20 protein-coding genes and 1 riboswitch are annotated in these 25053 nt (G+C 38.0%); of the genes, 14 read left to right on the top strand and 6 right to left on the bottom strand.

All coding sequences use genetic code 11. The features are described 5' to 3' along the window. Positions 1-108 precede the first annotated feature (108 nt). The 6 genes from AC6HVZ_RS10425 to AC6HVZ_RS10400 all read left to right on the top strand — a co-directional run bounded on the left by AC6HVZ_RS10425 (position 109) and on the right by AC6HVZ_RS10400 (position 6311). Entirely contained in the window at positions 109-1044 is a 936-nt protein-coding gene (locus tag AC6HVZ_RS10425) for an ABC transporter permease (RefSeq protein ID WP_497558093.1), read from the top strand. Next, the gene (locus AC6HVZ_RS10420) at positions 1044-1964 is read left to right on the top strand and encodes an ABC transporter permease (protein WP_497558092.1); all 921 of its coding nucleotides are present in this window, start codon (positions 1044-1046) and stop codon (positions 1962-1964) included. Before AC6HVZ_RS10425 ends, AC6HVZ_RS10420 begins: the two co-directional genes overlap by 1 nt. An 18-nt stretch (positions 1965-1982) precedes the next feature. Beyond that, positions 1983-3011, top strand: a complete 1029-nt coding sequence (locus tag AC6HVZ_RS10415) for an ABC transporter ATP-binding protein (RefSeq protein WP_497558091.1) — start codon at positions 1983-1985, stop codon at positions 3009-3011. Further along, a complete protein-coding gene (locus tag AC6HVZ_RS10410) occupies positions 3004-4020 on the top strand; it encodes an ABC transporter ATP-binding protein (RefSeq protein ID WP_497558090.1) in 1017 nt (338 codons plus the stop codon). The genes AC6HVZ_RS10415 and AC6HVZ_RS10410 overlap by 8 nt, the downstream gene beginning before the upstream one ends. Positions 4021-4675: 655 nt before the next feature. After that, positions 4676-5449 carry a 3D domain-containing protein gene (locus tag AC6HVZ_RS10405; protein ID WP_497558089.1) on the top strand — a complete coding sequence of 258 codons (774 nt, stop codon included), beginning with the start codon at positions 4676-4678 and terminating at the stop codon, positions 5447-5449. Between the two features lie 352 nt (positions 5450-5801). Then, positions 5802-6311, top strand: coding sequence for a YfiT family bacillithiol transferase (locus tag AC6HVZ_RS10400; RefSeq protein ID WP_497558088.1), 510 nt, complete (start codon positions 5802-5804; stop codon positions 6309-6311). A gap of 321 nt (positions 6312-6632) precedes the next feature. On the opposite strand, the gene AC6HVZ_RS10395 is transcribed toward AC6HVZ_RS10400, so the two are convergent. Further along, complete coding sequence (locus tag AC6HVZ_RS10395) at positions 6633-6767, bottom strand: hypothetical protein (RefSeq protein ID WP_497558087.1); 135 nt, start codon at positions 6765-6767, stop codon at positions 6633-6635. Between the two features lie 617 nt (positions 6768-7384). Between AC6HVZ_RS10395 and AC6HVZ_RS10390 the strand changes: the two genes are divergently transcribed. Together AC6HVZ_RS10390 and AC6HVZ_RS10385 are read left to right on the top strand one after the other, a co-directional pair. Further along, a complete protein-coding gene (locus AC6HVZ_RS10390; protein ID WP_497558086.1) occupies positions 7385-8575 on the top strand; it encodes a glycine C-acetyltransferase in 1191 nt (396 codons plus the stop codon). 34 nt (positions 8576-8609) lie between these two features. Then, complete coding sequence (locus AC6HVZ_RS10385; RefSeq protein WP_497558085.1) at positions 8610-9557, top strand: L-threonine 3-dehydrogenase; 948 nt, start codon at positions 8610-8612, stop codon at positions 9555-9557. Between the two features lie 146 nt (positions 9558-9703). On the opposite strand, the gene AC6HVZ_RS10380 is transcribed toward AC6HVZ_RS10385, so the two are convergent. Further along, on the bottom strand, positions 9704-11326 hold the full coding sequence (locus AC6HVZ_RS10380; protein WP_497558084.1) for an ABC-F family ATP-binding cassette domain-containing protein: 1623 nt from the start codon (positions 11324-11326) through the stop codon (positions 9704-9706). Positions 11327-11572: 246 nt separating this feature from the next. On the opposite strand from AC6HVZ_RS10380, the gene AC6HVZ_RS10375 reads away from it, so the two are divergent. Both AC6HVZ_RS10375 and AC6HVZ_RS10370 read left to right on the top strand, forming a co-directional pair. After that, positions 11573-12202: a hypothetical protein gene (locus AC6HVZ_RS10375; RefSeq protein WP_497558083.1), complete on the top strand. Its 630-nt coding sequence runs from the start codon at positions 11573-11575 to the stop codon at positions 12200-12202. A 56-nt stretch (positions 12203-12258) separates the two neighbouring features. Then, positions 12259-13239, top strand: a complete 981-nt coding sequence (locus AC6HVZ_RS10370; protein ID WP_497558082.1) for a helix-turn-helix transcriptional regulator — start codon at positions 12259-12261, stop codon at positions 13237-13239. A 530-nt stretch (positions 13240-13769) separates the two neighbouring features. Here AC6HVZ_RS10370 and AC6HVZ_RS10365 read toward each other — a convergent pair. The 4 genes from AC6HVZ_RS10365 to rarD form a co-directional block, all read right to left on the bottom strand. Further along, the gene (locus AC6HVZ_RS10365; RefSeq protein WP_497558081.1) at positions 13770-14402 is read right to left on the bottom strand and encodes a YpmS family protein; all 633 of its coding nucleotides are present in this window, start codon (positions 14400-14402) and stop codon (positions 13770-13772) included. 11 nt (positions 14403-14413) lie between these two features. Continuing rightward, positions 14414-15316: an SGNH/GDSL hydrolase family protein gene (locus tag AC6HVZ_RS10360; RefSeq protein ID WP_497558080.1), complete on the bottom strand. Its 903-nt coding sequence runs from the start codon at positions 15314-15316 to the stop codon at positions 14414-14416. Between the two features lie 374 nt (positions 15317-15690). Further along, on the bottom strand, positions 15691-17397 hold the full coding sequence (locus tag AC6HVZ_RS10355; RefSeq protein ID WP_497558079.1) for a PLP-dependent aspartate aminotransferase family protein: 1707 nt from the start codon (positions 17395-17397) through the stop codon (positions 15691-15693). Positions 17398-17518: 121 nt separating this feature from the next. After that, a riboswitch (SAM riboswitch) is annotated at positions 17519-17635 on the bottom strand. A gap of 72 nt (positions 17636-17707) precedes the next feature. After that, complete coding sequence (rarD, locus tag AC6HVZ_RS10350) at positions 17708-18619, bottom strand: EamA family transporter RarD (RefSeq protein ID WP_497558078.1); 912 nt, start codon at positions 18617-18619, stop codon at positions 17708-17710. A gap of 180 nt (positions 18620-18799) precedes the next feature. Between rarD and megL the strand changes: the two genes are divergently transcribed. The 4 genes from megL to AC6HVZ_RS10330 all read left to right on the top strand — a co-directional run bounded on the left by megL (position 18800) and on the right by AC6HVZ_RS10330 (position 24307). Further along, positions 18800-19981, top strand: a complete 1182-nt coding sequence (megL, locus tag AC6HVZ_RS10345; protein ID WP_497558077.1) for a methionine gamma-lyase — start codon at positions 18800-18802, stop codon at positions 19979-19981. Between the two features lie 333 nt (positions 19982-20314). Beyond that, positions 20315-21757 (top strand): cardiolipin synthase, encoded by a 1443-nt coding sequence (gene cls / locus AC6HVZ_RS10340; RefSeq protein ID WP_497558076.1) that lies wholly within the window; start codon positions 20315-20317, stop codon positions 21755-21757. A gap of 48 nt (positions 21758-21805) precedes the next feature. Beyond that, positions 21806-22327, top strand: coding sequence for an acyl-CoA thioesterase (locus tag AC6HVZ_RS10335; RefSeq protein WP_497558075.1), 522 nt, complete (start codon positions 21806-21808; stop codon positions 22325-22327). 555 nt (positions 22328-22882) lie between these two features. Further along, positions 22883-24307 (top strand): alanine/glycine:cation symporter family protein, encoded by a 1425-nt coding sequence (locus AC6HVZ_RS10330; protein WP_497558074.1) that lies wholly within the window; start codon positions 22883-22885, stop codon positions 24305-24307. The last annotated feature ends 746 nt before the right edge of the window (positions 24308-25053 follow it).

The following is a 25053-nucleotide window of genomic DNA, read 5'->3' as shown; positions in this document are numbered from 1 at the left end:
AAAGGGGTGATTAATTTCACCCTTATTTTATTGTTAAAAAAAAGATAATTCCAAAAATAATAATAGGAAAAAAACGCAAAATTTTGAGGACACGGAGGTGTAAAGCTCTTGACTAAATATCTATTAAAAAGACTCTTATATATCATTGTTTCGTTATTTTTCATCATTACGATCACATTTTTTCTCATGCAGGCAGCACCAGGTAGTCCGTTCGCATCAGAGAGGGCCCTGACACCGGCACTTGAGGAACAGATGAACGAGGCTTATGGATTAAATGAACCCATGCATATCCAGTATTTCAATTATCTTTTCAATGCATTTCAATTCGATTTTGGTCCATCCATTAAATATGTAGGACAGGATGTTACCGAAATTATCGCAAGAGGCTTCCCCTTTTCCCTAATTCTAGGTGCAGAGGCTATTTTGATTGCCCTCTCAATAGGGGTATTACTAGGGGTTGTTGCAGCGGTGAAACATAATAAATTTGGCGATTATACAGCGATGGTCATCGCTGTACTAGGAATATCGGTACCAAGTTTTATCATGGCTACAATTCTGCAATATATTTTTGCAATCAAACTACAGGCGTTGCCTATTGCAAGATTCGAATCTTTTGCCCATACAATTTTACCGGCGCTGGCGCTGGCCACTACACCACTCGCCTTTATCGCAAGGCTGATGCGCTCCAGTATGCTCGATGTTCTACATTCGGACTATATTAAAACAGCGAAATCCAAAGGCTTAAGTGAACGGGTGGTAACCTATAAACATGCTCTGAGAAACGCTATCTTACCGGTTGTCTCCTATTTGGGACCACTGGTTGTATCGATTTTGACCGGAAGCTTTATCATTGAAAAAATATTTGGTATTCCCGGTCTCGGTAATGAATTTGTGGTAAGTGTTACCAATCGTGACTATACCGTGATTATGGGAACAACGGTATTCTTTAGTGTACTTCTGCTCGTTTCAATTCTGTTGGTAGATTTAATATATGGGCTGGTCGATCCTAGAATTAAAGTGACAGATAAGGGGGCTTCGAAATAATGGCACAATCAGAATTAAAAAAAGCAGACTTTGAACCGTTACAGGTGGACTATGCAGAATCGGAAAAGATTGCTGGAAAAAGTACTTCCTACTGGAAGGATGCATGGCGCCGTTTTCGGAAAAATAAATTAGCCTTGGCAGGAGTTGTCATCATTGTTCTGCTTGGAATTATGTCGTTTATTGGTGGCCCCATTTCTGGTCATAACTATCACCATAATGATTTACTGAATGTCAATCAGTCCCCATCTGCAGAACATTGGTTTGGTACAGATAACTTAGGAAGAGATGTATTTGCTAGAACCTGGTATGGGGCAAAGATTTCCTTGTTTATTGGATTAATGGCAGCCCTGATTGACCTGGTTATTGGAATTATCTGGGGATCAGTCGCTGGTTTCTTTGGTGGAAAAATAGATGAATACATGATGCGTGTTGCAGATGTACTGTACGGTGTACCGTATCTTTTAGTTGTAATATTATTAATGGTTATATTGCCTCAGGGTCTTTGGACCTTGATTATTGCGATGACGATAACGGGGTGGATTAATATGGCAAGGATTGTTCGGGGACAGGTGATGCAGCTACGTTCGGAGGAATATGTCATGGCGTCACGCTCCTTGGGTGCAAGTAATTCCAGGCTAATGTTTAAACACTTGGTACCAAATACACTTGGTCCCATACTTGTTACGTTAACTTTAACTATCCCAACGGCGATCTTTACCGAAGCATTCCTGAGCTTCCTTGGTCTCGGGGTACCGGCACCACTGGCAAGCTGGGGCACGATGTCGTCTGATGGTCTGTCGGCACTACAGTATTATCCATCACAGTTGTTTTTCCCGGCATTCTTTATCTGTTTAACGATGCTGGCATTTAATGTGATAGGAGACGGAATGAGAGATGCACTCGATCCGAAGGAACGCTAGAGATGGGAGGATATGAAAATGAGTAAATTATTGGAAGTGAAGGACCTGGCGATTTATTTTGATACCTATGAAGCAGAAGTACAAGCTGTTCGTGGTGTCAGTTTTGAGCTGGATGAGAAGGAAACGTTGGCCATAGTAGGAGAATCGGGCTCAGGAAAAAGCGTAACCGCCCAATCACTGATGCGGTTGACTCCGATGCCTCCCGGGAAATTTGCGGGTGGTTCCATCTTGTTTAATGGAGAATATTTAACCGATAAGTCGGAAAGCCAAATGGAAAACATCCGTGGAAAAGATATCAGTATGATTTTTCAAGATCCGATGACATCATTAAACCCAACGATGACGATTGGAAAGCAAATTGCCGAAGGGTTGATCAAGCATCAGAATATGTCGAAAAAAGAAGCGCATAATCGGGGAGTAGAGCTTTTAAAGCTGGTTGGAATTCCCAATCCAGAAAAGCGTATTAACCAATATCCGCATGAATATTCGGGAGGAATGCGGCAGCGTGCAATGATAGCGATTGCGCTGTCTTGTAATCCAAAAGTCCTCATTGCGGATGAGCCGACGACCGCACTTGATGTAACCATTCAGGCACAAATCCTTGATTTGATGCGTGACTTGCAACAGAAAACCGGAACGGCGATTATTTTAATCACTCATGATTTAGGAGTGGTAGCTAATGCGGCGAGTCGAGTAGCGGTAATGTATGGTGGGAAAATTGTCGAAACAGGTAATGTTGATGAGATTTTCTACAATCCAAAGCATCCGTACACATGGGGCTTATTGAGTTCAATGCCAAAGGTTAACAATGGGGAAGAAGAATTACAGGCTATCCCCGGTTCCCCACCAGATATGGCAGATCCACCGAAGGGCTGTCCATTTGTGGCGCGCTGCCCGTATGCCATGAAGTTGTGTGAGAATTATATGCCGGAATATACGAATGTATCAGATACACAGAAAACGGCCTGCTGGTTATTGGATGAACGTGCACCGAGAGTAGATCCCCCTGAATCTGCTATTGTAGGAGGTTCAAAAGTACATGGCTAAACAGGAAAAATTACTGGAAATTAAGAATTTAAAAAAATATTTTAAGATGGATCGAAAAAGTACGTTAAAAGCAGTCGATGGGATCACTTTTGATATTTATAAAGGGGAAACCTTTGGCCTGGTAGGTGAATCCGGCTGTGGGAAATCCACAGCTGGACGGACGATTATGCGGTTATATGAGGCAACTACAGGGGAAGTTTACTTTAACGGAGAAAACGTCCATGCCAAAAAATCAAAAAAGGAACTAAAGAAATTCAACCGTGATATGCAGATGATCTTTCAGGATCCATATGCTTCCCTGAATCCCCGAATGACGGTGAAAGATATTATTGCTGAGGGTATTGATATTCACGGTCTAGCAAAAAGTAAGCAAGAACGCTTAGAACGTGTGAATGAATTATTAAGAACAGTCGGTTTAAATGAGGAACATGGTAACCGCTATCCCCATGAATTTAGTGGTGGACAACGGCAACGAATTGGAATTGCCCGTGCATTGGCTGTGAACCCGGAGTTTATCGTTGCAGATGAGCCGATTTCTGCACTGGATGTATCAATTCAGGCACAGGTGGTTAATCTATTACAAAGATTGCAGAAGGAACATGGATTAACTTATCTGTTCATTGCTCATGATTTATCCATGGTAAAACATATCAGTGATCGTGTTGGAGTCATGTATCTTGGAAATATGGCTGAAATAGCTACAAGTGATGATTTATATGCAGAACCATTACACCCATATACGCAGGCATTGTTAAGTGCGATACCAATTTCAGATCCTAAAGTAGAAAGATCAAGAGAGCGAATTATAGTAGAAGGTGATGTGCCAAGTCCGGTAAATCCGCCTAGTGGCTGTCGCTTCAGAACGAGATGTCCATTTGCAACAGATATATGCGCAGAGGTTGTACCGGAATTTCAAGAGTACAAAAAGGGTCATTGGGTTGCATGTCATCTTTATAATGATAAGTACAATCATGAATTTGAAGGTAAAAAGGCATTAGTAACTAAATAGTATTCAAAAAGCACATCCAATTCAATGTTTGGGTGTGTTTTTATTTATGATTTTTTCGTATAGATTAGAACTGCACACAACTCGTCCCATCGAAGTGCTTTTGGGCTGTGATTACAGCGCCCCATCAAAAGGCTTGTTGTTATTAATCTCATGCTAGATATAAAAGATGATATTGTAAAAATTTATCGGCGTGAAGTGCTCACTTATGTGAATACTAGTTGAATGCTTAAATTCGCTCCGGCAAAATCCTTCGCAGACCTTAGCACATGACCTCAATCTCCTGAAAAAAAAACCACACTTTGGACACATGCTGTTACCGTTAGAGACTTCGTATACTACCAAAGCTGTTAGGGAATATCATACTAATTATATAGAAACTTCGGAGGTTAAAAAGCAACATTATTTTTTGGGGCGAATGAAGTACTATTCCAAAGTTTACGAAAAGACCTTTTATTCATTACAAAGTCTATCACTCTAAAACTTTAGTAATAATTATGTAATTTATAATCGACTTTTGTATCATAAGGGTTACATTTGTAATATTATTTGCTGTTTAGGCGAATCTTGTAACAGACTCTTAACCCTACTGTAACTGCACTACCTATTTTCATATGGTACTATAGGCAATGTTAGAAATTTAAGGAGGGACTACCTAATGAAAAAATTAGTAGCCGCAATTGCTACTGGTATTATTATCGCCGGAGCAGCTGTAACCAATGTCTCAGCAGAAGAATATGAAGTTCAAAAAGGAGATAGCCTTTGGGACATTGCAGAAAACTATAATACTACCGTTGAGGAATTAGTTGATATAAATGAATTGAAATCTACTGTGATTCATCCAAAACAATCACTATTTATTAATGAAAAGTATCTAGTGCAAAAAGGGGATACACTTGTTGGTATTGGTAATATGTATGATGTAACGGTAGATGAACTAAAAGAATGGAATAACCTTACATCTTCTATTATTACTATTGGTCAAGAATTGAAAATTAAAGATGTAAATGTTCCAGAGAAAGATCAGCCAGCTGCAAAAATCACTGAAGAATCTAAGGAAAGTACTAAAGAAAGCGGACAAAATACACAGAATACAGTAAATGCAGAAAAACCGAGTGAAAAAACAGAACAAAAAGCTGAAGGGAAAACAATTTCAGTAAAAGCAACTGCTTATACAGCAGGGTGTGCCGGATGTTCCGGTGTTACTTCAACTGGAATCAATCTAAATGAAAATCCAAATGCAAAAGTCATTGCTGTCGATCCTAATGTTATTCCACTTGGTACAGAAGTATACGTGGAAGGGTATGGCTATGCTGTTGCAGGTGATACCGGCGGTGCGATTAAAGGTAATAAAATTGACGTCCATGTTCCAACTAAAGATGAAGCATACAACTGGGGCGTTCGTACAGTTGATGTAACTGTTGTCGAATAATATAAACAATAAATGAATTAATTAATCAAACGGTATAAAGGGAAAAGGAAAGCGTCTTTAGTATAATGCTTTCCTTTTCCTTTTTCATGTTAAACTAGTGTAAGTCTAGCTTGAAGTTGCGACGTTTGTAAAAATGATGCGATGTTTAATCAAAGTCAAGATAAATATAAAAAAAGAGGTGAAGTTTCCCCCACCTTAGATGCAAATTGTCTAAAGGGAGTTTTATGGTAATAGTAATAAAACGTTACACCGCAAAAACTGCGCTTATCAAACAAGTGCGTCCTTCTACATATATGAAATAATTTATGTAATACTATATGAAAAAATAACAAATAAGGAAAAGGGGATTGAAATGGATGTAAGATTTCCAATTGGAAAATTAGAAGTTCCTAACAAGGTAACATTAGAAAATGTTCAAGAATGGTTAAAGGAAATCGAAACTTACACGATTCGCTTGAGAAAAACTGTTGAGGCATTAGATGATGAGGAATTAAGCAGAACATATCGTGAGGGTAGCTGGACCGTTCGCGAGCTTGTTCATCATATTGCTGATTCCCAGTTGAACATGTATCAACGTTTGAAGCTGACTTTAACAGATGAGAATCCAATAATTCCAGCTTTTGATCAAGATAAGTGGGCGATTCAACCGGATACAAAGCTTCCTGTAGAAAGTTCTATTAAAATGCTAGAAGGTATAAATGAACGCATCGTATCTTTAGGATATAATTTAACTGAAGAGCAATTGACCCGAGCTTTTACTCTCCAAGGAAGTGATCAGATAACAGTCGCAACAAAAGTTGCAAAATTAGCCTGGCATGAGGAACACCACTTAGCCCATATAAAAATCGCATTATCAGAATAAAACAGTTATTCAACGAAGGGAACTGTTTCGGAATAAGTACCAGCATCCGATCTTCTGAAGGTGTATCTGATTGGTATGTGGTTTACGCTAATAGTTGGCATAGGACTAATTTGGGGCATCTAAACTGCCAAGTAGAAGCCGTACGCACTTTTACTTACACCGTTTTAGATTACACTTTCAAAATTTATATTTTTTTCATAAAAAAAGAATCCGCTTTGACCACTTTTTTTTCAAAACGGATTCTTTTATTTGCCTTAAATATTACTTTGATCAAACATTATTATAATGCTACAACAAGTTATGTGAAGAACCCATTCGAGATTATGATTTAATCGTCATGGAATGGTTACTTTCTTCATCTACAATTTCATTGGGTCCATCATTCATATGGGAATACCCAACAACTCCAATGCTAATAATTATTACCGCAAAAAGTGCGATTAATACTCTCTTCATCATTACTTCCTCCAAAATTAAAATCGATTAGCGCATGTTCAAAAAGGAGGATAAAAAGGATCGGGAAGTTCGAGGCGGCGTATCTCGTACCAGAACGTATGCATTTAATACGTGAGGAAATGTTCTGGCGTGCGGGAAAAGTGCTTTTCTTTTACAAGGAATAGAAAAGCTAGCTAACGGGCTTCTTGTGTAATGTGTTGTTTTCGACGTGTGACACCTGACAAGCAGAGAGCTTCAGTGCGTAAACATAACACGTTAAAAATATGCTTTTTATTTGAAGAACAGAACTTGTCGGTACTTAGTCGAAGATCCCCTATCCCGAAGAATCTTTTTATCGGACCTTTTGAATAACCTCTATTAAAAGTATAATAAAAATAGTTATAAATCACCATGGTTTTTTATGACATTTTCATATAAAATGCTTACAAAAATGAAAGGTTTGATGAACGTATATCTGATGGTAAATTTCCAATAGACCAAATAGTTTTACTACGAACAGAAGTCCTCATCACATTAAACATTTAGATCTGTTTATGTTAAACTATACGTAAATGAAGCGTATACTGTTACAGGAGGTAATCTGAAGCGCTTGCAAAACAAGGAGGAAAATTAAAAACATGACTAGTAAAGCATTGGATAATTTTTTAGATGAAAATATTGCTGATTTAAAAGAGCGTGGTCTATATAATGAAATCGATCCTGTGCAGGGAGCTAACGGGGCGAAGATCACAATTAATGGGAAAGAACTGATTAATCTTTCATCAAATAATTATTTAGGACTTGCTACAGATGAACGCCTAAAAGAGGTAGCTAAACAAGCTGTAGATTCTCATGGAGTTGGTGCTGGGGCTGTTCGCACAATTAATGGGACATTGGATCTTCACGTAGAACTTGAGAAAAAGCTTGCTGAATTTAAAGGAACAGAAGCAGTTATTTCTTACCAATCTGGATTTAATTGTAATATGGCTGCGATTTCTGCTGTAATGGATAAAAATGATGCCATTCTTTCAGATGAATTGAATCATGCGTCGATTATTGATGGTTGTCGTTTGTCAAAAGCTAAAATTATTCGTGTTAATCACTCAGATATGGATGACCTTCGTCAAAAAGCCAAAGAAGCTGTTGAATCAGGACAGTATAATAAAATAATGATTATTACTGATGGGGTATTTTCAATGGATGGAGATATTGCCAAACTCCCTGAAATTGTAAAAATCGCTGAAGAATTCGATTTAATTACTTATGTTGATGATGCACATGGTTCTGGTGTGCTTGGTAAAGGTGCAGGAACAGTGAAACATTTTGGACTTCAGGATAAGATCGATTTCCAAATGGGAACATTATCTAAAGCAATTGGTGTAATTGGTGGATATGTTGCCGGAAAAACAAACCTTATCGACTGGCTTAAAGTACGTTCACGTCCATTTTTGTTTTCAACAGCTGTGTCACCAGCAGATGCAATTGCAAGTACAAAAGCGATCGAGCTTTTAATGGAAAGTACGGAGTTGAATGAAAGACTTTGGGAAAATGGTGCTTACTTAAAAGAAGGTTTGAAAAAAATAGGCTTTGATATTGGAAATAGTGAAACACCAATCACCCCATGTATTATTGGTGAAGAGAAAAAAGCGCAGGAATTTAGTAAGCGACTATATGAAGAAGGCGTTTATGCTAAATCAATTGTTTTCCCAACCGTACCAAGAGGAACTGGACGAGTGCGCAATATGCCAACTGCTGCACATACAAAGGAAATGCTTGATGATGCAATCACTGTGTACGAAAAAGTTGGAAAAGAAATGGGATTGATTTAAGCAGTTTACTCTGATGTTAGAAAGGATATAGGAAATGAAGAAAATTTTAGTTACTGGAGCTCTTGGACAAATTGGTTCAGAGCTTGTGGAGAAATTACGTAATATATATGGAACATCAAATGTAATCGGAACAGATATCCGAGAAAAAGCCGAGGGTTTAAATGATGGTCCATTTGAAATAGTCGATGTTACAGATGCCAAAAGTTTATATTCCGTTGCGAAAAAGCATAATGTGGACACGATAATGCATTTAGCTGCACTGTTATCGGCAAAGGCAGAATCCTTTCCTAGAGTTGCCTGGGATTTGAATATGGGTGGCTTAATCAATGCTTTAGAAGTTGCAAAAGAGCTAAACCTGCAATTTTTCACACCGAGTTCAATTGGTGCATTTGGTCCATCAACACCAAAGGACAACACACCACAGGATACACTGCAGCGTCCAACTACGATGTATGGTATAAACAAGGTGGCAGGGGAACTACTGGCTGATTATTATTATAGTCGTTTTAATGTGGACACGAGAGGTGTTCGCTATCCTGGTTTAATTTCTTATGTTGCTCCTCCGGGTGGTGGTACAACCGATTACGCAGTTGAAATTTATTATGAAGCAATTAAAAACCAAGCATACACATCTTATGTACGTGAAGGTACGTATATGGATATGATGTATATGCCAGATGCATTGAATGCAATTATTCAGCTAATGGAGGCTGACCCAAGTAAGCTTGTGCACCGTAATGCTTTTAACATATCAGCGATTTCTGCTGATCCAAAAGACTTTGCCAAAGCAATTCAAAAACAGATCCCGGAATTCAAGCTATCCTATAAAATAGATCCTGTTAGACAGAAAATTGCTGATAGCTGGCCGAATAGTATCGATTCTTCTGCAGCATTGCAAGAATGGGGTTTTAAAGCGGAATATGATCTAGACAGAATGACGAAGGATATGCTTACAAAAATAGTTGAGAAAGAAAACAAATAATATAAAATCAGCTCTCCCGTTTTTTCTAGGGAGAGCTTTCTGTATGTTCTGGAATAGTGTGTATACATGGAAAAATAGTTCTCTGTCGTTTTTCCATTAAATAAAGTTAATGCGTCCTCCCACAACGAAGAACGCCGCAAAACTTATTAGCTGATATACATTTCAGCAATCTGTTTTTGTAATTTCTGGTCCTGTACATATTCATCATAGCTCATTTCCTTATCGATAATGCCACTTGGGGTAATTTCGATAAGTCGGTTTGCAATACTGTTAATAAACTGATGGTCATGTGATGTGAACAGGATCGATCCTTTAAATTTCATTAAGCCATTATTTAAAGATGTAATAGATTCTAAATCCAGATGGTTTGTTGGCTCATCCAATAGTAACACATTGGCATTGCTGAGCATCATTTTTGATAGCATACAGCGAACCTTTTCCCCACCAGAAAGTACATTTGCTTTCTTTAAAGCCTCCTCACCAGAGAATAACATTCTTCCTAAGAAGCCACGCAGGAATGTATCAGTTTCATCTTCAGGAGAATATTGACGTAGCCAATCTACCAAAGGCAGCTCATTATTTTCGAAATAGGCAGCATTATCTTTAGGGAAATAAGACTGGGAAGTTGTGACGCCCCAAGTGAAGGTTCCGCTATCGGCTTCCATTTCGCCCGTTAATATTTTAAATAGGGTTGTTTTCGCAATGTCGTCTCTTCCAACTAGGGCAATTTTGTCATCCTTGTTCATTATAAAGCTGACATTATCCAACACCTTTTTATCGCCAATAGTTTTTGTTAATCCTTCCACACGCAATAGATCATTACCAATTTCACGTTCTGGTGTGAAAGCAATGTATGGATATTTCCGTGAAGATGGTTTAATGTCATCAAGTGTAATGCTATCCAGCAGCTTCTTACGTGAAGTGGCCTGCTTTGACTTCGAAGCATTTGCACTAAAGCGGGCAATAAATGCCTGCAGATCCTTAATTTTTTCTTCCTTCTTTTTATTCGCATCTTGTGCCATTTGGGAAGCAAGCTGACTTGATTCATACCAGAAATCATAGTTTCCGATGTAAATTTGGATTTTTCCATAGTCAACATCTGCAATATGTGTGCATACTTTATTTAAAAAGTGGCGGTCATGGGAAACAACAATTACTGTGTTTTCAAAGTTAATCAGGAATTCCTCTAGCCACTGGATTGCTTGAATATCCAACCCGTTTGTTGGCTCATCCAGCAGTAAAATATCCGGGTTACCAAATAAGGCTTGTGCTAAGAGTACCTTTACTTTGTCGTCTCCCGTAAGATCAGCCATATTCCTCAGATGAAGAGATTCATCAATCCCTAGCCCTTTAAGTAGAACTGCTGCATCTGATTCGGCCTCCCAGCCATTCATTTCAGCAAATTCACCTTCAAGCTCTGCGGCACGCATACCGTCTTCTTCTGAAAAATCGGCTTTCATATAAATAGCATCTTTTTCCTGCTTCACTTCATATAATTTCTCATGGCCCATTAAAACGGTGTCGAGCACTTGTTGATCCTCAAAGGCAAAGTGATCCTGTTTTAAAACAGCAAGACGTTCACCTGGAGATAAAGAAACATTTCCGGACTGTGGCTCTATTTCACCTGATAATACTTTTAAAAAAGTGGATTTACCGGCACCATTAGCACCGATTAATCCATAGCAGTTACCAGGAGTAAATTTTAAATTAACTTCCTCAAACAACTTTTTATCGCCATAGCGTAAACTAACGTTTGTAACATTTATCATTTTACTTGACTTTCCTCCAATAAAAAATAAATAGCAATCAACGTAAGCTTACGGTATTTAGTTGGTTTCGTCAATGTAAAACGATCATATATATATATAAGAAGGGAAATATTTTAAAAAATAGCTTGTATAATTTGCGGATTTTTGTAATAGTAGAAAAAAGACTATTTTTTTTAGGATTTCCCTCGTTAAGTTAGACAGAAGATTATATTGGTTGATAAATAGAGATTGGGGGGAGGAAGTCATATGAGAGAAAGAACGATTTACTTTCTCTTCACAGATACAGGAACTTATTTATCCAAAGCAATCAATTATTGTACCAAGCAACCACTAAATCATGTTTCGATTGGCTTTGATCATGAATTGAGTGAAGTATATAGCTTTGGAAGAAAACGCCCGAATAATCCATTTATTGGCGGATTTGTAAAAGAAGATATTCATAGTGAATTTATGCGCAATTCAAATTGTGCAATCTACAGCTATAAGGTTTCTGAAGCGGAGTGTGAAGCAATTCTTGATAAGATTAAAGAAATTGAAGCAAAGAAGGAATTATATAAATATAACTTTATTGGTTTAATTGGTGTACTGCTTCAGATAAAAATAGATCGCAAGGATGCATTTTTCTGTTCTCAATTTGTAGCAACAGTTTTAAAGGATTTGGAGAACTTCAAGCTAAATAAGCCGCCATGCTTTATTACTCCAGCAGATATTCGAATGCATGAAGGAATGCACTTGGTTTATAAAGGAAGACTTGAAGCGTACTGCCATCAAAAAACGATGGTGAAGAGAAAATTAGTAACTGGTGAACAAACATTACCTAAGCAATCATTTATATTTTTATTATCTTCTAAAGTAAAACGATTTGTTATCAGATAAGAACCATACACAATTCGGTATATGGTTCTTTTTTTAGATGGAAAGGAGTCGAGCTTATGGAACGTGGAAGTAATTATCGAATGTTGAAGATTAAGGAAATATTATTTGAACAAACAGATGACCAACATGAATTAGATATTAATGAAATTAATAAGAAATTGCTGCAAATCATACCGGGAACGACATTTGATAATAGAACAATCAAACGGGATATAGAAATCCTTGATGAGATGGATTTCGAAATCATGCAAAATAAGGGGAAATTCGGAAAGTTATTATACAGTCATCAATCTCGGTTGTTTGAAACATATCAGTTACGCTTAATTATTGATGCGATTCTTTCTGCTCGATTTATTACAACGAATGAAAAGAAAAAACTAATTAATAAAGTGAAAAAATTAACGAGTAGAAATATAGCTAAAACATTGCCTGAGCCTGTTTTATTCAGTCAATCAGCAAATACGGATTATGAGCTGGTTAAATTGAATATTGATTTTGTACACCGGGCAATTTCTATGCAGAAGGTTCTTACATATCAATATGGGAAATTCAATGTGGAAAAGCAATTTGAGTATGGTCGAAATGGAGAACGGTACTATGTGGAGCCATATGCATTAATTTGGCAAAATGATTATTACTACTTAATTGGGCTGTTTCAAAAAACAAATGAAATGAGACATTACCGTTTGGATCGAATACGTAACATAAAAATTGAAGAAAACCAGTTCACCAAAAAAGATTTTGACCTAAAAAGCTATGTAAATCAAAGCTTTCATATGTTTGCAGGGGAGGAAATTAGAATAAAAATCCGTTTCCACAAGGATCTGATAAATGTTGTTCTGGATCGGTTTGGACTTGAAGCCGCTATAAAAAATACAGACGACGATCATTTTGTGTTAACAACGAAGGCTAAATTATCGGACGGGTTAACCAATTGGATCTTAACATGGGGAAGTAAAGCGAAAGTGTTAGAGCCAAATCATCTGGTGAGTCAGGTAAAAGGGAAAATCGAACAGATGATGCGAGTTTATCAATGAAGGATTTGGTAATTTATTTGTTCCATTGTTTTTGTAAATTGGAGTTGTCTGTTTGATCCTAATAATAAAAAAAGTATAGAATTAACTAGTATTTTTGTCGAAATCAGACAAAGTTGAGAGAGAAGCTTATGAAGTTGAGAGAAGTATACAATAAGTTGAGAGAGAAGCCTATAAAGTGGAGAGATAATTGCAAATTCCCATGTTTTCTCTCAACTTTGCCGTTTTAGCTCTCAACTTTCATCTCTAATTAGAATGGCCGTTTCTCCAGCACTTCATCATTTGTAGCTCCCGCTCTTGATCTCGTTCTTAAGATTTATTAAAGTGTATGAATTAATATTTTTTCATCTACATTAAAAATGACCTATTGAAGTGAATGGTCAACGTGTATTTGCTTGAATGATTAATGTAAGTTTTCTATGAAATACCAATAGAAAAGCCTCCACGCCCAAACACACCAGATAATCTCTAAAAATCCCTCAAATCACTAAAGCCGGATCAAACTATCCAATTCAATCCGCCCATAGTAATCGCTATTCTCTTAAATTTATGCCAAGTGACTCATAAGGTACCTTAATCTTGAATGCCAGATTATTTGCTTCTAAATCGATGTGCTCCACACTGACCTCGAAATTACTTCGGATTTCCATATCGGTTACAGCAACATATATTTCTTCATCTTTTGGATTAACGGTTACCCACTCCGGCATTGGTAAGTATTTTGCCATATATTCCATGATTTTCTGATTTGGTAATTGTAATAATCCTACTGAAATGGATCTTTGTTTTAAAATAATATCGCCATTATCCTGGACAAATGGTTCCAAGTGAACAGATAGTGGTACAGTGCTGGAGAACACTGGCAATTCACCTGTTAAATGAACATCCTCATCAAGTGTGATACTGTATTGATGTCTTGTCGTACTTAAAAGCTGGTCAATATAAGCGTTTATCAATTCATTTAAATTCTGCTTTGTTGTCCGAACGATAAATTCGGAGCTTTCTTGTTCTTCACGATCTTGATTTTGCCCTATATTTGTCTCAGAAACTGGCCAAAATATGAAGGTAACAATCAGCAGGAAAAAAACAATATTTAATATGAACAGACCAAAAAAGAGTTGTTTCCATCTATTTTTATTCTTACGGTGTTCTTTTCTAAGAGACATAGCATTCATCCTTATTCATCAGTTAAATATTCGAGTACTCTTCGTGCCATCCGCTGATAGCCAAGATCATTGGGATGGAAGTTATCCTCTGCAAATAAATCTGCGTCTGGATCATCAAATAGATCCACGGTTGGGATAAATGTTACATTATCATGTTCTTCAGCAATTGTCATTCCAGTACTATTCCATTCTTCAACAATGATCGTAAGTTCTTTAATATCATGAAAGAATTTTTTAAATGGGTTGTAAAAACCTAATAAATATATCTCTGCAGTAGAATTTATTGCTCGAATTTTAGTAAATATTTGATTTAACCTATCCTCATAAAGCTCTCTTTCCTGCATGAAATCTTCCAGCTCTAAGTTGGCGAAGTTTCTTTTAACGACTTCCATGATGTCATTTGCGCCAATTGTTATCAGCACAATATCCGAGTTAGTGATAGCTTCCGTAATTTCTGGCTCATCTAGGTAATTCAGAAGCTGTCCGGAACGATAACCACGTATACCATAATTTTCAAATTGAACAAGATCGTCTTCTTCATTAATGGATCGATCTAGTATTCCTACATATCCACCCTGCTGTTTACTATCACCAACCCCCTTTGTTAGGGAATCACCTAAAGCAACGACCCGCGTCTCACGATTGGAAAAGAAATCAATTGTACGTTGGACTATTTCTAAAAGGATCTTAGAAACCTGCTGGCTATTCATTGTTTCTTGACTTTCGGCGGTTTCTTCACCGGCTTCCTGACTCTCATCATGCGCTTCCTCTTTTTCCTCTTCTTCTGTTTCGATGACCTTGTCTTCTGGAATATTCACATGGTCGAAAGTAGATGTAGATTGATTATTTAAAACGATCAGAACGATTCCGATGATTGTAATTAAACTGGCAATAATTAAGACATTTTTCTTCATACTAACCACACCTAAGTTATTATATAATATTATATGGAAATAATATTAATTGTCTCATGAATTTACGGAAATCAAAAGTATATTACTGTGTCTACCCGAAATTTATATTTCGTAAAATGAGATGGTTAACTTAAATGTGGGGATAAAAAATTCGCCTCTCGCTTCGTCTTTTCTGTTGTCAGAAGCAAAAGCGTAATTGTAGTAAATTAATAAAACAGCTTTCTCTTAGTAACCTTTCTACCTATTAAAATGAATTTAAAAAAGATCGCCTCAAATCAAGGCGATCTTGAACAGTGGTTATCTATAATTTTTCCAAAAACATAGCAAAGTAAACCTTATTTCTAACTTTTATGGTAAGTTTGGGAGTGGTAGGTCTATACTTCCACTGTTTCTTTATCCGAGCGATTTCCCCTTAGTCCAATTGCCTCCTCATAAAGGTTTCTATTTGAAATAACAGTAATTCCTGTCGCCTTTGCATTTTCTATTAGAGGTTCGTTTGCTTCAGGATCTTCAATCCATAAGATTTTTCCTTGCTTGTTAATAAATGATTCAATGATTGATTGGCCCACTGGTTGATTTTTTACCCAAACAGCATCCACATCGCCTTCAATATCCTTTAGTTCGGATGTTTCATTGAGATGGATAATGCTAAACCCTAATTGTTTCAACTGCTGGATAGAATCATTAGACTCCACTACAGCAATCACTTTTTTGCGTACAGCCCCATTACTTCGGTCAAATGGAGAGGATAATAGCCATTTGATCGCATCTTCATCAGTTTCTTCATATAATCTGGGCTCATTAACCGCTTTGGCAATGGCCTGATCCAAATCAATTAAAATATCCTTTGGGGATTCGAGACCAATAGATAGGCGGACTAATTCCTCAGATACACCACTTTTTATCAGAGCATCTTCACTTAATTGCTGATGTGTAGTTGATGCTGGATGAATGATAAGTGATTTTGCATCACCGACATTCGCAACATGTGACCATAGGGTGATGCTATCAATTAGTTTTCTACCTGCATCACGGCCGCCTTTAATGCCAAATGTAATAATAGATCCGAATCCGTCTTTCAGGTATTTTTTGGCCAATTGATGTGAAGGATGTTCTGCAAGACCTGGATAATTTACCCATTCCACAGCAGGGTGCTTTTGTAAATATGCAGCCACTTCCTCAGCGTTTTTATTATGACGCTCAATCCGTAAATGTAAGGTTTCTAGCCCTTGCAATAATAAAAATGCATTATGTGGACTTAAACATGCCCCGATATCACGTAGTAATTGAACACGGAGTTTCGTTGCAAAAGCTGCAGGGCCAACATCGATAAACTTAAGTCCATTATAGCTTTCATCAGGCTCAGTAAATCCTGGGAATTTTCCATTATCCCAGTTGAAACGTCCTCCATCTACAACAATACCGCCGATTGCGGTTCCATGACCACCTATCCATTTTGTCGCAGAGTGAACAACAATATCAGCACCCCAGGTTAAAGGCTTCGTGAGGTATGGAGCAAACGTATTGTCAATGATTAATGGAATACCATTCGTATGAGCGATAGACGAAACTGCCTCCACATCGAATATGTTTAAGCTTGGATTTGTAATGATTTCACCAAATATTGCTTTTGTTTTATCTGTAATGGCTGCTTCAATTGCATCAATGTCTGTACCATCGACGAATTTCACATTGATTCCATAGCGAGGTAATGTATGTGCGAAAAGATTATAGGTCCCGCCATATAAGTTACTATCTGTGATGATTTCATCCCCGGCACTGGCTACATTTAAAATAGCATATGTTATTGCAGCCATTCCTGAAGCGGTTGCTACAGCTGCAACACCATCCTCCAGCTGGGAAACACGCTGTTCAAAAGCATCCACTGTTGGATTCATGATTCGTGTATATATATTTCCAGGCTCTGCTAAACCGAAAAGATTTTGCGCATGCTCCGTGTCACGAAAAACGTAGGATGTAGTTTGATAGATTGGTACAGCTCTTGATCCTGTTGTAGGATCTGGCTCCTGACCTGCATGAAGTAATACTGTTTCCGGATTTTGAAAATGAAATGTTGACATGATAAATTCCTCCTTGAATAAATTAATTTTTCTTCTGAGCATGCAATGAATCTGGGGAGAGAGGGAAATCAATGAAAAAGCCCTCTTCCTAAGAAGAGGGCGTATATTCTAACCGATCCTCCTCTTATCTTCCAGATCATTATCGATCTGTAGGATTTAGCACCATTTAAAGCAGCTATCATGCTTTAAGGTTGCCGGGTTTCACAGGGCCTATTCCCTCCGCCACTCTTGATAAGAGATTAAATTTTTTTGAATTACTGAATATTATAGTATTTAGTCTGTGCAATTGTCAACTGTATTTTCAAAAAAATTAAATTTCCTGTTTTTTCCGATGACGTATTGGGCGTTTGTATGCGGAACCCATATAAATAATTAATGCAGTCCAAATGAATGCGAATGCGATAAAATGTGCCATCGTGAACGTTTCATTATATAAAAATACCCCGAGGATTAACATGAGTGTTGGAGCAATGTACTGCAAAAATCCAACCATTGCCAGCGGGATTTGTTTAGCACCACTTGCAAATAACAATAATGGGACTGCCGTAACGACACCAGATCCGATCAATAAAAAATTTGTTGATGCCATTGCAGTGTTAAAAGTGAAGACACTTTCGGGTAATGTGAACAAATAAAAAGCAGCAATTGGTGCCACGATCATTGTTTCAATCGTCAACCCAAACATGGCACTAATATCAACCATCTTTTTCAACAAACCATAAAATCCAAAACTAAGTGCCAATAGGATAGAAACCCATGGGAATACGCCAAAGCTGAATGTTAAGTAGAATACTCCTATAGCTGCAAGTAGGAATGAAACAATCTGTCTTCTTGTCAATTTTTCTTTTAACACAATGATGCCTAATAAAATACTGACTAATGGATTAATATAATATCCCAAACTAGCCTGGATTACATGGTTACTATTTACTGCCCAAATAAACGTAAGCCAATTTATGCTTATAAAAATGGAAGCCGCGGATATACCGATAAGCTTGCCTTTACTCTTGAGAATTATTTTGCATTCCTGAATGAATGGGGACCACTTACGTAAAATGGAAACAATCAGGAGCATAAAGATAAACGACCAGACAATTCTGTGTGCGAGTATTTCTCCTGCTGAAACCCTGTCCACCAATTTCCAGTAAATCGGTAGGAATCCCCATAAAATATAGGCGCTAGCTGTATATAATATTCCAAGCTTTTCTTGATTGTTTTCCATGGGAACTTCCCCCTGTCTGCTAAATTACACTAATAGTAGATTAAAATTTTCAACAAGGCAATTATTTGGTTTGCTTATTATTGAACACGGATTTAGAGAATACGCTTTCAAATATGAGTGTAATAGCTTATGATAATAGTAGGTATGTTTATTTTGCAAGCACTTAAGGGGGTTAATCATATGGATAAAAAACATAAACATATTGAGACGTCTGTCATTCATGAGGGCTATGATTCAAAAGAGATGCTGGGAAGTTTGACACCACCATTATTTCAAACATCGACATATACTTTTGATACAGCTGAACAAGGGGAACGAAGGTTTGCTGGTGAAGAGGATGGCTATATTTATTCAAGGCTGGGTAATCCTACCGTATCTGTATTGGAAGAAAGAATTGCGACACTGGAGAGCGGGGAACGGGGACTTGCGTTTGCTTCAGGGATGGCAGCAGTTTCTGCGGTTTTAATTGCCTTAACAAAAGCGAATGATCATGTACTGTGCTCGTCTGGACTGTATGGTTGTACGTTTGGTTTATTAACAATGATGGAGGAAAAATATAATATTTCCCATGATTTCTCTGTAATGGGATCAAAAGAAGACATCCGCTCGTTCATAAAACCGGAAACGGCATGTATCTATGTGGAAACGCCAATTAATCCAACTATGAAACTAATTGACCTTAAAATGGTTGCTGAGGTTGCCCATGAGTATGGAATTCCGGTAGTTGTTGATAATACCTTTTCATCTCCTTATTTGCAGCGACCGCTGGAGTTAGGCTGTGATGTTGTTCTTCATAGTGCGACAAAATATATTGGCGGCCATGGAGATGTTATTGCAGGTCTGGTCGTTGGGAAAAAAGAATTTCTGGATTCAGTTGCGATGACAACACAGAAGGATATTGGTGGAATTATTTCCCCATTTGATGCCTGGCTTTTGATAAGGGGGCTAAAGACCTTGCCTGTTCGTCTTGATCGCCATTCAGATAATGCAGAAAAAATATTTGATAAACTAAGAAACCATCCAAAAGTGAAAAATATTTATTATCCAAATGATGAGAGACATCCTGATTACCCGATTCGCCAAAAACAAATGAAGCGGGGCGGTGGAGTCATTTCATTTGAAATTAAAGGATCAAAACAGGATGCACAGAAGCTGTTGAACAACTTATCTTTTTTAAAGATTGCTGTCAGTCTTGGTGATGCAGAAACCTTAATTGAACACCCTGCCACCATGACACATGCTGTTGTACCAGAGGATTCTCGTCAGGAAATGGGAATTACTGATCAACTTATTCGTTTATCAGTAGGCCTTGAGGCATGGGAGGATATTTGGGCAGACCTGGAGCAGGCGCTGGATAAATGATAGATTATAAGTACTTTTGTAGAATAATACGTTTGCATTGGCGATCAACCAATGCAAACGTATTTTTTTAAGAAATTATATGATCGTGAATATGGAATAATCATGAAGGAATACTAGAACTCTTAGGTAGCAGGTGTTGCTTGAGAAGAATTTCCTTTTCAGGGAGTAAGAAAGCATAAACGAAATCGGCATTTTCGCTGATTTCTTCAAATCTGAGCTCTGGAAAGACGCTTTAGTGTTTTTCTCAGTGTTGTTTACCCTTAAAATTATTGTATGCTATATTAATATTATGGAGATTTATAATAGCTGTGTTTCGGAAGGGAGATTTTTATAATGGGAATACTAACTTACCTACTTGGTTTTATTTTAATTTTTAATATTACTTTAGGTATTTCTATTATATTTTTGGAGCGGAAAGACGCCGGTGCTACTTGGGCATGGTTGATGGTATTGCTTTTTATTCCGGTGGCAGGCTTTTTTCTTTACTTGGTTTTCGGCAAACCTATCAGTAAACGACGGATTTTCACATGGGATACGAAAGCAAGACTTGGTGTGAAAACTGCCGTACAGTCCCAACTGCGTGCACTGGAAGAGGAAAGCTTTGATTTCAAGCATAAAGAAATAGCGAAATACGAGGATCTCATTTATTTGCATTTGCGAAATGATGATGCCATCTTTACACAACATAATAAAGTTGAAACTTATACAGATGGAGAAGAAAAATTTCACGCCTTAATCCGAGATCTGGAAAAGGCTACAGACCATATTCACCTACTTTACTATATCATCCGCAGTGATCAGCTTGGTAAGCGTATTGCAGAGGTATTAATAAAGAAAGCAAATGAAGGTGTAGAAGTTCGAATGCTGTATGATGATATGGGATCACGGAGATTAAGCCGCAAATACATAAGGAGACTGCGTAATGCCGGAGCCTATGTTGAATCATTTTTTCCACCGAAAATTCCAAAAGTCAATTTTAAAATCAATTATAGAAATCATCGTAAATTAGCTATTATAGATGGAAAATTAGGCTATATCGGTGGATTTAACATCGGGGACGAATACCTTGGTGAAAATAAAAAATTCGGTTATTGGCGTGATACACATTTACGTGTTTACGGGGATGCTGTACGGGATATGCAAACAAGATTTATACTGGATTGGAACCAAGCTTCTCGTAATGATATTTTGTATGAAGAACGTTACTATGCAGCTGACCCAGTAGGAGATGTTGGCGTACAAATTGTTTCAAGTGGCCCAGATTCGGATTGGGAGCAGATAAAAAATGGTTATATAAAAATGATTATGTCTGCCAAGGAGTATATTTATATTCAAACACCTTACTACATTCCAGATGAAAGCTTAAGAGATGCACTCAGAATTGCTGCACTGTCTGGTGTAGATGTGAAAATAATGATCCCGAATAAACCGGATCACCCCTTTGTATACTGGGCAACTTTGTCCAATGTAGGTGACTTGCTTGAAGCAGGAGCAGAGGCTTATATATACCAGAATGGCTTCCTGCATGCAAAGACAATTGTGGTGGATGGGGAAATTGCATCTGTTGGTACTGCAAATATTGATGTACGCAGTTTCCGCTTGAATTTTGAAGTAAATGCTTTTTTATATGATGAAGGTCTTGCGGAAAGGTTAGTTGTTGCATTTAATGAAGATATTAAATTGTCGACGCAAATGACGAAAAAACTATACGATAAGCGTTCGCTTGGAATACGTTTTAAAGAATCGATTTCCCGCTTGATTTCACCTGTGTTGTAAATACAGTTATTTGTGGAAAAATAGCAGAAAAAGATGGAGGTAAATAAGATGAAAGAAAAACCTTGTTCATACTCACTAGCAGTAAAAACATCCCATGTTCTCCCACCGGATACGAATAATCATGGCACATTATTTGGGGGAAAATTAATGGCCCATATTGATGATGTAGCTGCAATTGCCGCAGTAAGGCATGCCAGAAAGCCGGTTGTAACAGCCTCAACCGATTCCGTCGATTTTCTTGCACCAGTAAAAGAAGGGGATTCGGTTTGTGTGGAGGCATTTGTCACATGGACGCATAATACGTCAATGGAAGTGTTTGTAAAGGCAGTTACCGAAGACTTGCTGACAGGAGATCGAAAAGTATGTACGACAGCATTTTTAACGTTTGTGGCAGTAAATGAAGAGGGAAGACCAATACCTGTTCCGGGTGTATATCCAGAGTCAGAACATGAGAAAATTCTTCATGAACATGCAGCAATTCGAGCGAAACAGCGGAAAGAACGAAGAAAACAATCGAAGGAATTTGCACAATTGTTTGGGACAGATTTTCCTTGGGATAGAGGGGTGTAGGGATTCTTTAAGGTATAAGAAAGTATAGACGAAATCGGCTTTTCGCTGGTTTCTTCAAATCAGGCTTCGGATCTCTGACCTTTGGAAAGACGTGTTAGCGTTTTTTTCAATAGCATGTAAAAAAAATAGTCATGTGTATCTAATGGGTTAAGAGTGGGAATTTATATTTATATTCAGGGATGCAAATCGTAGCTGATTTGTATCCCTGTTTTATTGATATAACTAACATTCAGTGGGGAGGAAGGTAAAACCCCACTGAATGAAGTTTCACTTTATATAATGTTGCTAAGTGGTGACTGGATTTTTTGTTAATTTGGATGGTGTTTATATTGATATATGCCCTATCAGCGGACATCGGTTGTCTATCAGTGCGAGAGATGCTTTGATCAGCAAAACCGAGAATTCAACAGCGGTCTTAGTAAATGCAAGATACTTTTAGAATACAGCCTTTTACAAAAAATGATATAATTATTACTTGTGGTTAGGATAAAGGTATAACGGGTAAAAAAAGATAGAAGCGAAATCAGGCTGACTTTAAGGAGGAGAACATCAGGAATGGATATTATGGAAAGTATTGTTGGCGAAATAAACGAGGTCTTATGGAGTTATGTACTTATCATCGTGTTAATCGGTTTAGGGCTATTTTTTACAATCAAAACAGGGTTTGTACAATTTAGGAATTTGCCGGAAATGTTTCGTGTGCTATTTGATAAACGTACAATGAGTGCATCAGGTAAAAAGGGTACATCATCCTTTCAGGCATTTGCAATTAGTGCAGCATCGAGGGTGGGAACAGGAAACCTTGCTGGTGTGGCGTCTGCAGTATCTCTTGGTGGACCCGGCGCTATTTTTTGGATGTGGTTGATCGCACTGCTTGGAGCAGCTTCAGGTTTTGTCGAAAGTACGCTCGCACAGGTGTATAAAGTGCCAGAGAAAACACAATATCGTGGCGGACCTGCGTATTATATGGAAAAAGGCTTGAAAAAGCGCTGGTTAGCGGTAGTTTTTGCGATTACAATTACATTTACTTATGGACTTGTATTTAATTCCGTACAATCAAATACAATCAGTCTTGCTTTCTCCGGACAATTTGATATCGATTCAAGCGTAATCGCTATCATTTTAGTTGTTCTAACAGCAATTGTAATATTTGGAGGACTGAAAAGTATTGCCAATGTAACGCAAATTATTGTTCCGGTTATGGCAGTTATTTACATATTTATAGCGATATTTGTATTAATTGTTAATATAACCGCAGTACCGGATATGATCGCACTTATTTTTGCCAATGCATTTGGTTTTCGTGAGGTTGCAGGTGGAGGATTTGGTGCAGCGATTATGATGGGAATCAAGCGTGGTTTATTTTCCAATGAGGCTGGTATGGGGAGTGCCCCGAACGCTGCGGCAACCGCTGAAGTATCACACCCGGTAAAGCAGGGATTGATTCAGGCATTAGGTGTATTCTTTGATACAATTTTAATTTGTAGTGCCACTGGATTTATTATCTTAGCAGCAGGTGGCTTTGCGGGCAGTGAAGCAGATGGAATCCAGTTAACACAAGATGCCTTTGCATTTCATTTGGGAGATTGGGCAGCTGCGTTTATTGCTATAGCTATTTTATTGTTTGCTTACAGCTCGATTTTAGGGAACTATTACTACGGGGAAAGCAATATCGCTTACGTGAGAAATAGCAAAATTGGTTTATTTATTTATCGATTAGCAGTGCTTGCAATGGTTATCTTCGGTGCAGTTGCTACATTTGATCTCGTTTGGGCTTTAGCAGATTTGACGATGGCATTTATGGCACTGATTAACCTTTATGCAATTACAAAGCTATATAAAATAGTAAATGTTGTTCTGAAGGACTATAGAAAACAACGAAAAGCGGGAAAGGATCCTGTATTCTACCGGGATACACTGGAGAATCAGGATGGAATTGAGTTTTGGGGACGTGAGCAGACGTCTGAAAAAGAAAAATAAATTATGATGCTGTCTATCTCTTGTGAGGTAGGCGGCTTTTTAATGTCTCTCTATGCCCAAATCGAGCTGAATCTGGTGCAAGCGTAGGATAATACGCCTCTCATGGACAAAACAGCCGAAATCAGAGCCGGAACTGTCCATGATCCCGCCTCTCATGGACAAAACAGCCGAAATCAGAGCCGGAACTGTCCATGATCCCGCCTCTCATGGACAAAACAGCCGAAATCTGGGCCGGAACTGTCCAAGAGAACGCCTCTCATGGACAAAACAGCCGAAATCAGAGCCAGAACTGTCCATGATCCCGCCTCTCAAGGACAAAACAGCCGAAATCAGAGCCGGAACTGTCCATGAGACCACCTCTCATGGACAAAACAGCCGAAATCAGAGCCGGAACTGTCCAAGAGAACGCCTCTCACGGACAAAACAGCCGAAATCAGAGCCGGAACTGTCCAAGAGAACGCCTCTCACGGACAAAACAGCGCAAATCTGAGACTAGATTGTCCATGAGATCACCTCTCACGGACAAAACAGCTGAAATCAGAGACTAGATTGTCCAAGAGAACGCCTCTCACGGACAAAACAGCTGAAATCAGAGCCAGAACTGTCCAAGAGAACGCCTCTCACGGACAAAACAGCCGAAATCTGAGCCAGAACTGTGTATGTAGCTGAAAGAATAAGATGTGAATGTGAGTTTCCCTCTGAAATATCAATTTTGCTGCCAACTCCAGGATAACTTGGAATGATGG

The sequence above is a fragment of the Oceanobacillus sp. NCCP-135 genome (assembly GCF_059698015.1).
Note: the sequence above shows the minus strand (reverse complement) of the source record. Positions and strands in the feature narration are given on the sequence as shown.

What these genes read in the sequence shown, in the direction of transcription:
- AC6HVZ_RS10420 (WP_497558092.1), top strand. Translation starts at nt 1,044, where the DNA reads ATGGCACAATCAGAATTAAAAAAAGCAGACTTTGAACCGTTACAGGTG.
- AC6HVZ_RS10415 (WP_497558091.1), top strand. Translation starts at nt 1,983, where the DNA reads ATGAGTAAATTATTGGAAGTGAAGGACCTGGCGATTTATTTTGATACC.
- AC6HVZ_RS10410 (WP_497558090.1), top strand. Translation starts at nt 3,004, where the DNA reads ATGGCTAAACAGGAAAAATTACTGGAAATTAAGAATTTAAAAAAATAT.
- AC6HVZ_RS10405 (WP_497558089.1), top strand. Translation starts at nt 4,676, where the DNA reads ATGAAAAAATTAGTAGCCGCAATTGCTACTGGTATTATTATCGCCGGA.
- AC6HVZ_RS10400 (WP_497558088.1), top strand. Translation starts at nt 5,802, where the DNA reads ATGGATGTAAGATTTCCAATTGGAAAATTAGAAGTTCCTAACAAGGTA.
- AC6HVZ_RS10395 (WP_497558087.1), bottom strand. Translation starts at nt 6,767, where the DNA reads ATGAAGAGAGTATTAATCGCACTTTTTGCGGTAATAATTATTAGCATT.
- AC6HVZ_RS10390 (WP_497558086.1), top strand. Translation starts at nt 7,385, where the DNA reads ATGACTAGTAAAGCATTGGATAATTTTTTAGATGAAAATATTGCTGAT.
- AC6HVZ_RS10385 (WP_497558085.1), top strand. Translation starts at nt 8,610, where the DNA reads ATGAAGAAAATTTTAGTTACTGGAGCTCTTGGACAAATTGGTTCAGAG.
- AC6HVZ_RS10380 (WP_497558084.1), bottom strand. Translation starts at nt 11,326, where the DNA reads ATGATAAATGTTACAAACGTTAGTTTACGCTATGGCGATAAAAAGTTG.
- AC6HVZ_RS10375 (WP_497558083.1), top strand. Translation starts at nt 11,573, where the DNA reads ATGAGAGAAAGAACGATTTACTTTCTCTTCACAGATACAGGAACTTAT.
- AC6HVZ_RS10370 (WP_497558082.1), top strand. Translation starts at nt 12,259, where the DNA reads ATGGAACGTGGAAGTAATTATCGAATGTTGAAGATTAAGGAAATATTA.
- AC6HVZ_RS10365 (WP_497558081.1), bottom strand. Translation starts at nt 14,402, where the DNA reads ATGTCTCTTAGAAAAGAACACCGTAAGAATAAAAATAGATGGAAACAA.
- AC6HVZ_RS10360 (WP_497558080.1), bottom strand. Translation starts at nt 15,316, where the DNA reads ATGAAGAAAAATGTCTTAATTATTGCCAGTTTAATTACAATCATCGGA.
- AC6HVZ_RS10355 (WP_497558079.1), bottom strand. Translation starts at nt 17,397, where the DNA reads ATGTCAACATTTCATTTTCAAAATCCGGAAACAGTATTACTTCATGCA.
- rarD (WP_497558078.1), bottom strand. Translation starts at nt 18,619, where the DNA reads ATGGAAAACAATCAAGAAAAGCTTGGAATATTATATACAGCTAGCGCC.
- megL (WP_497558077.1), top strand. Translation starts at nt 18,800, where the DNA reads ATGGATAAAAAACATAAACATATTGAGACGTCTGTCATTCATGAGGGC.
- cls (WP_497558076.1), top strand. Translation starts at nt 20,315, where the DNA reads ATGGGAATACTAACTTACCTACTTGGTTTTATTTTAATTTTTAATATT.
- AC6HVZ_RS10335 (WP_497558075.1), top strand. Translation starts at nt 21,806, where the DNA reads ATGAAAGAAAAACCTTGTTCATACTCACTAGCAGTAAAAACATCCCAT.
- AC6HVZ_RS10330 (WP_497558074.1), top strand. Translation starts at nt 22,883, where the DNA reads ATGGATATTATGGAAAGTATTGTTGGCGAAATAAACGAGGTCTTATGG.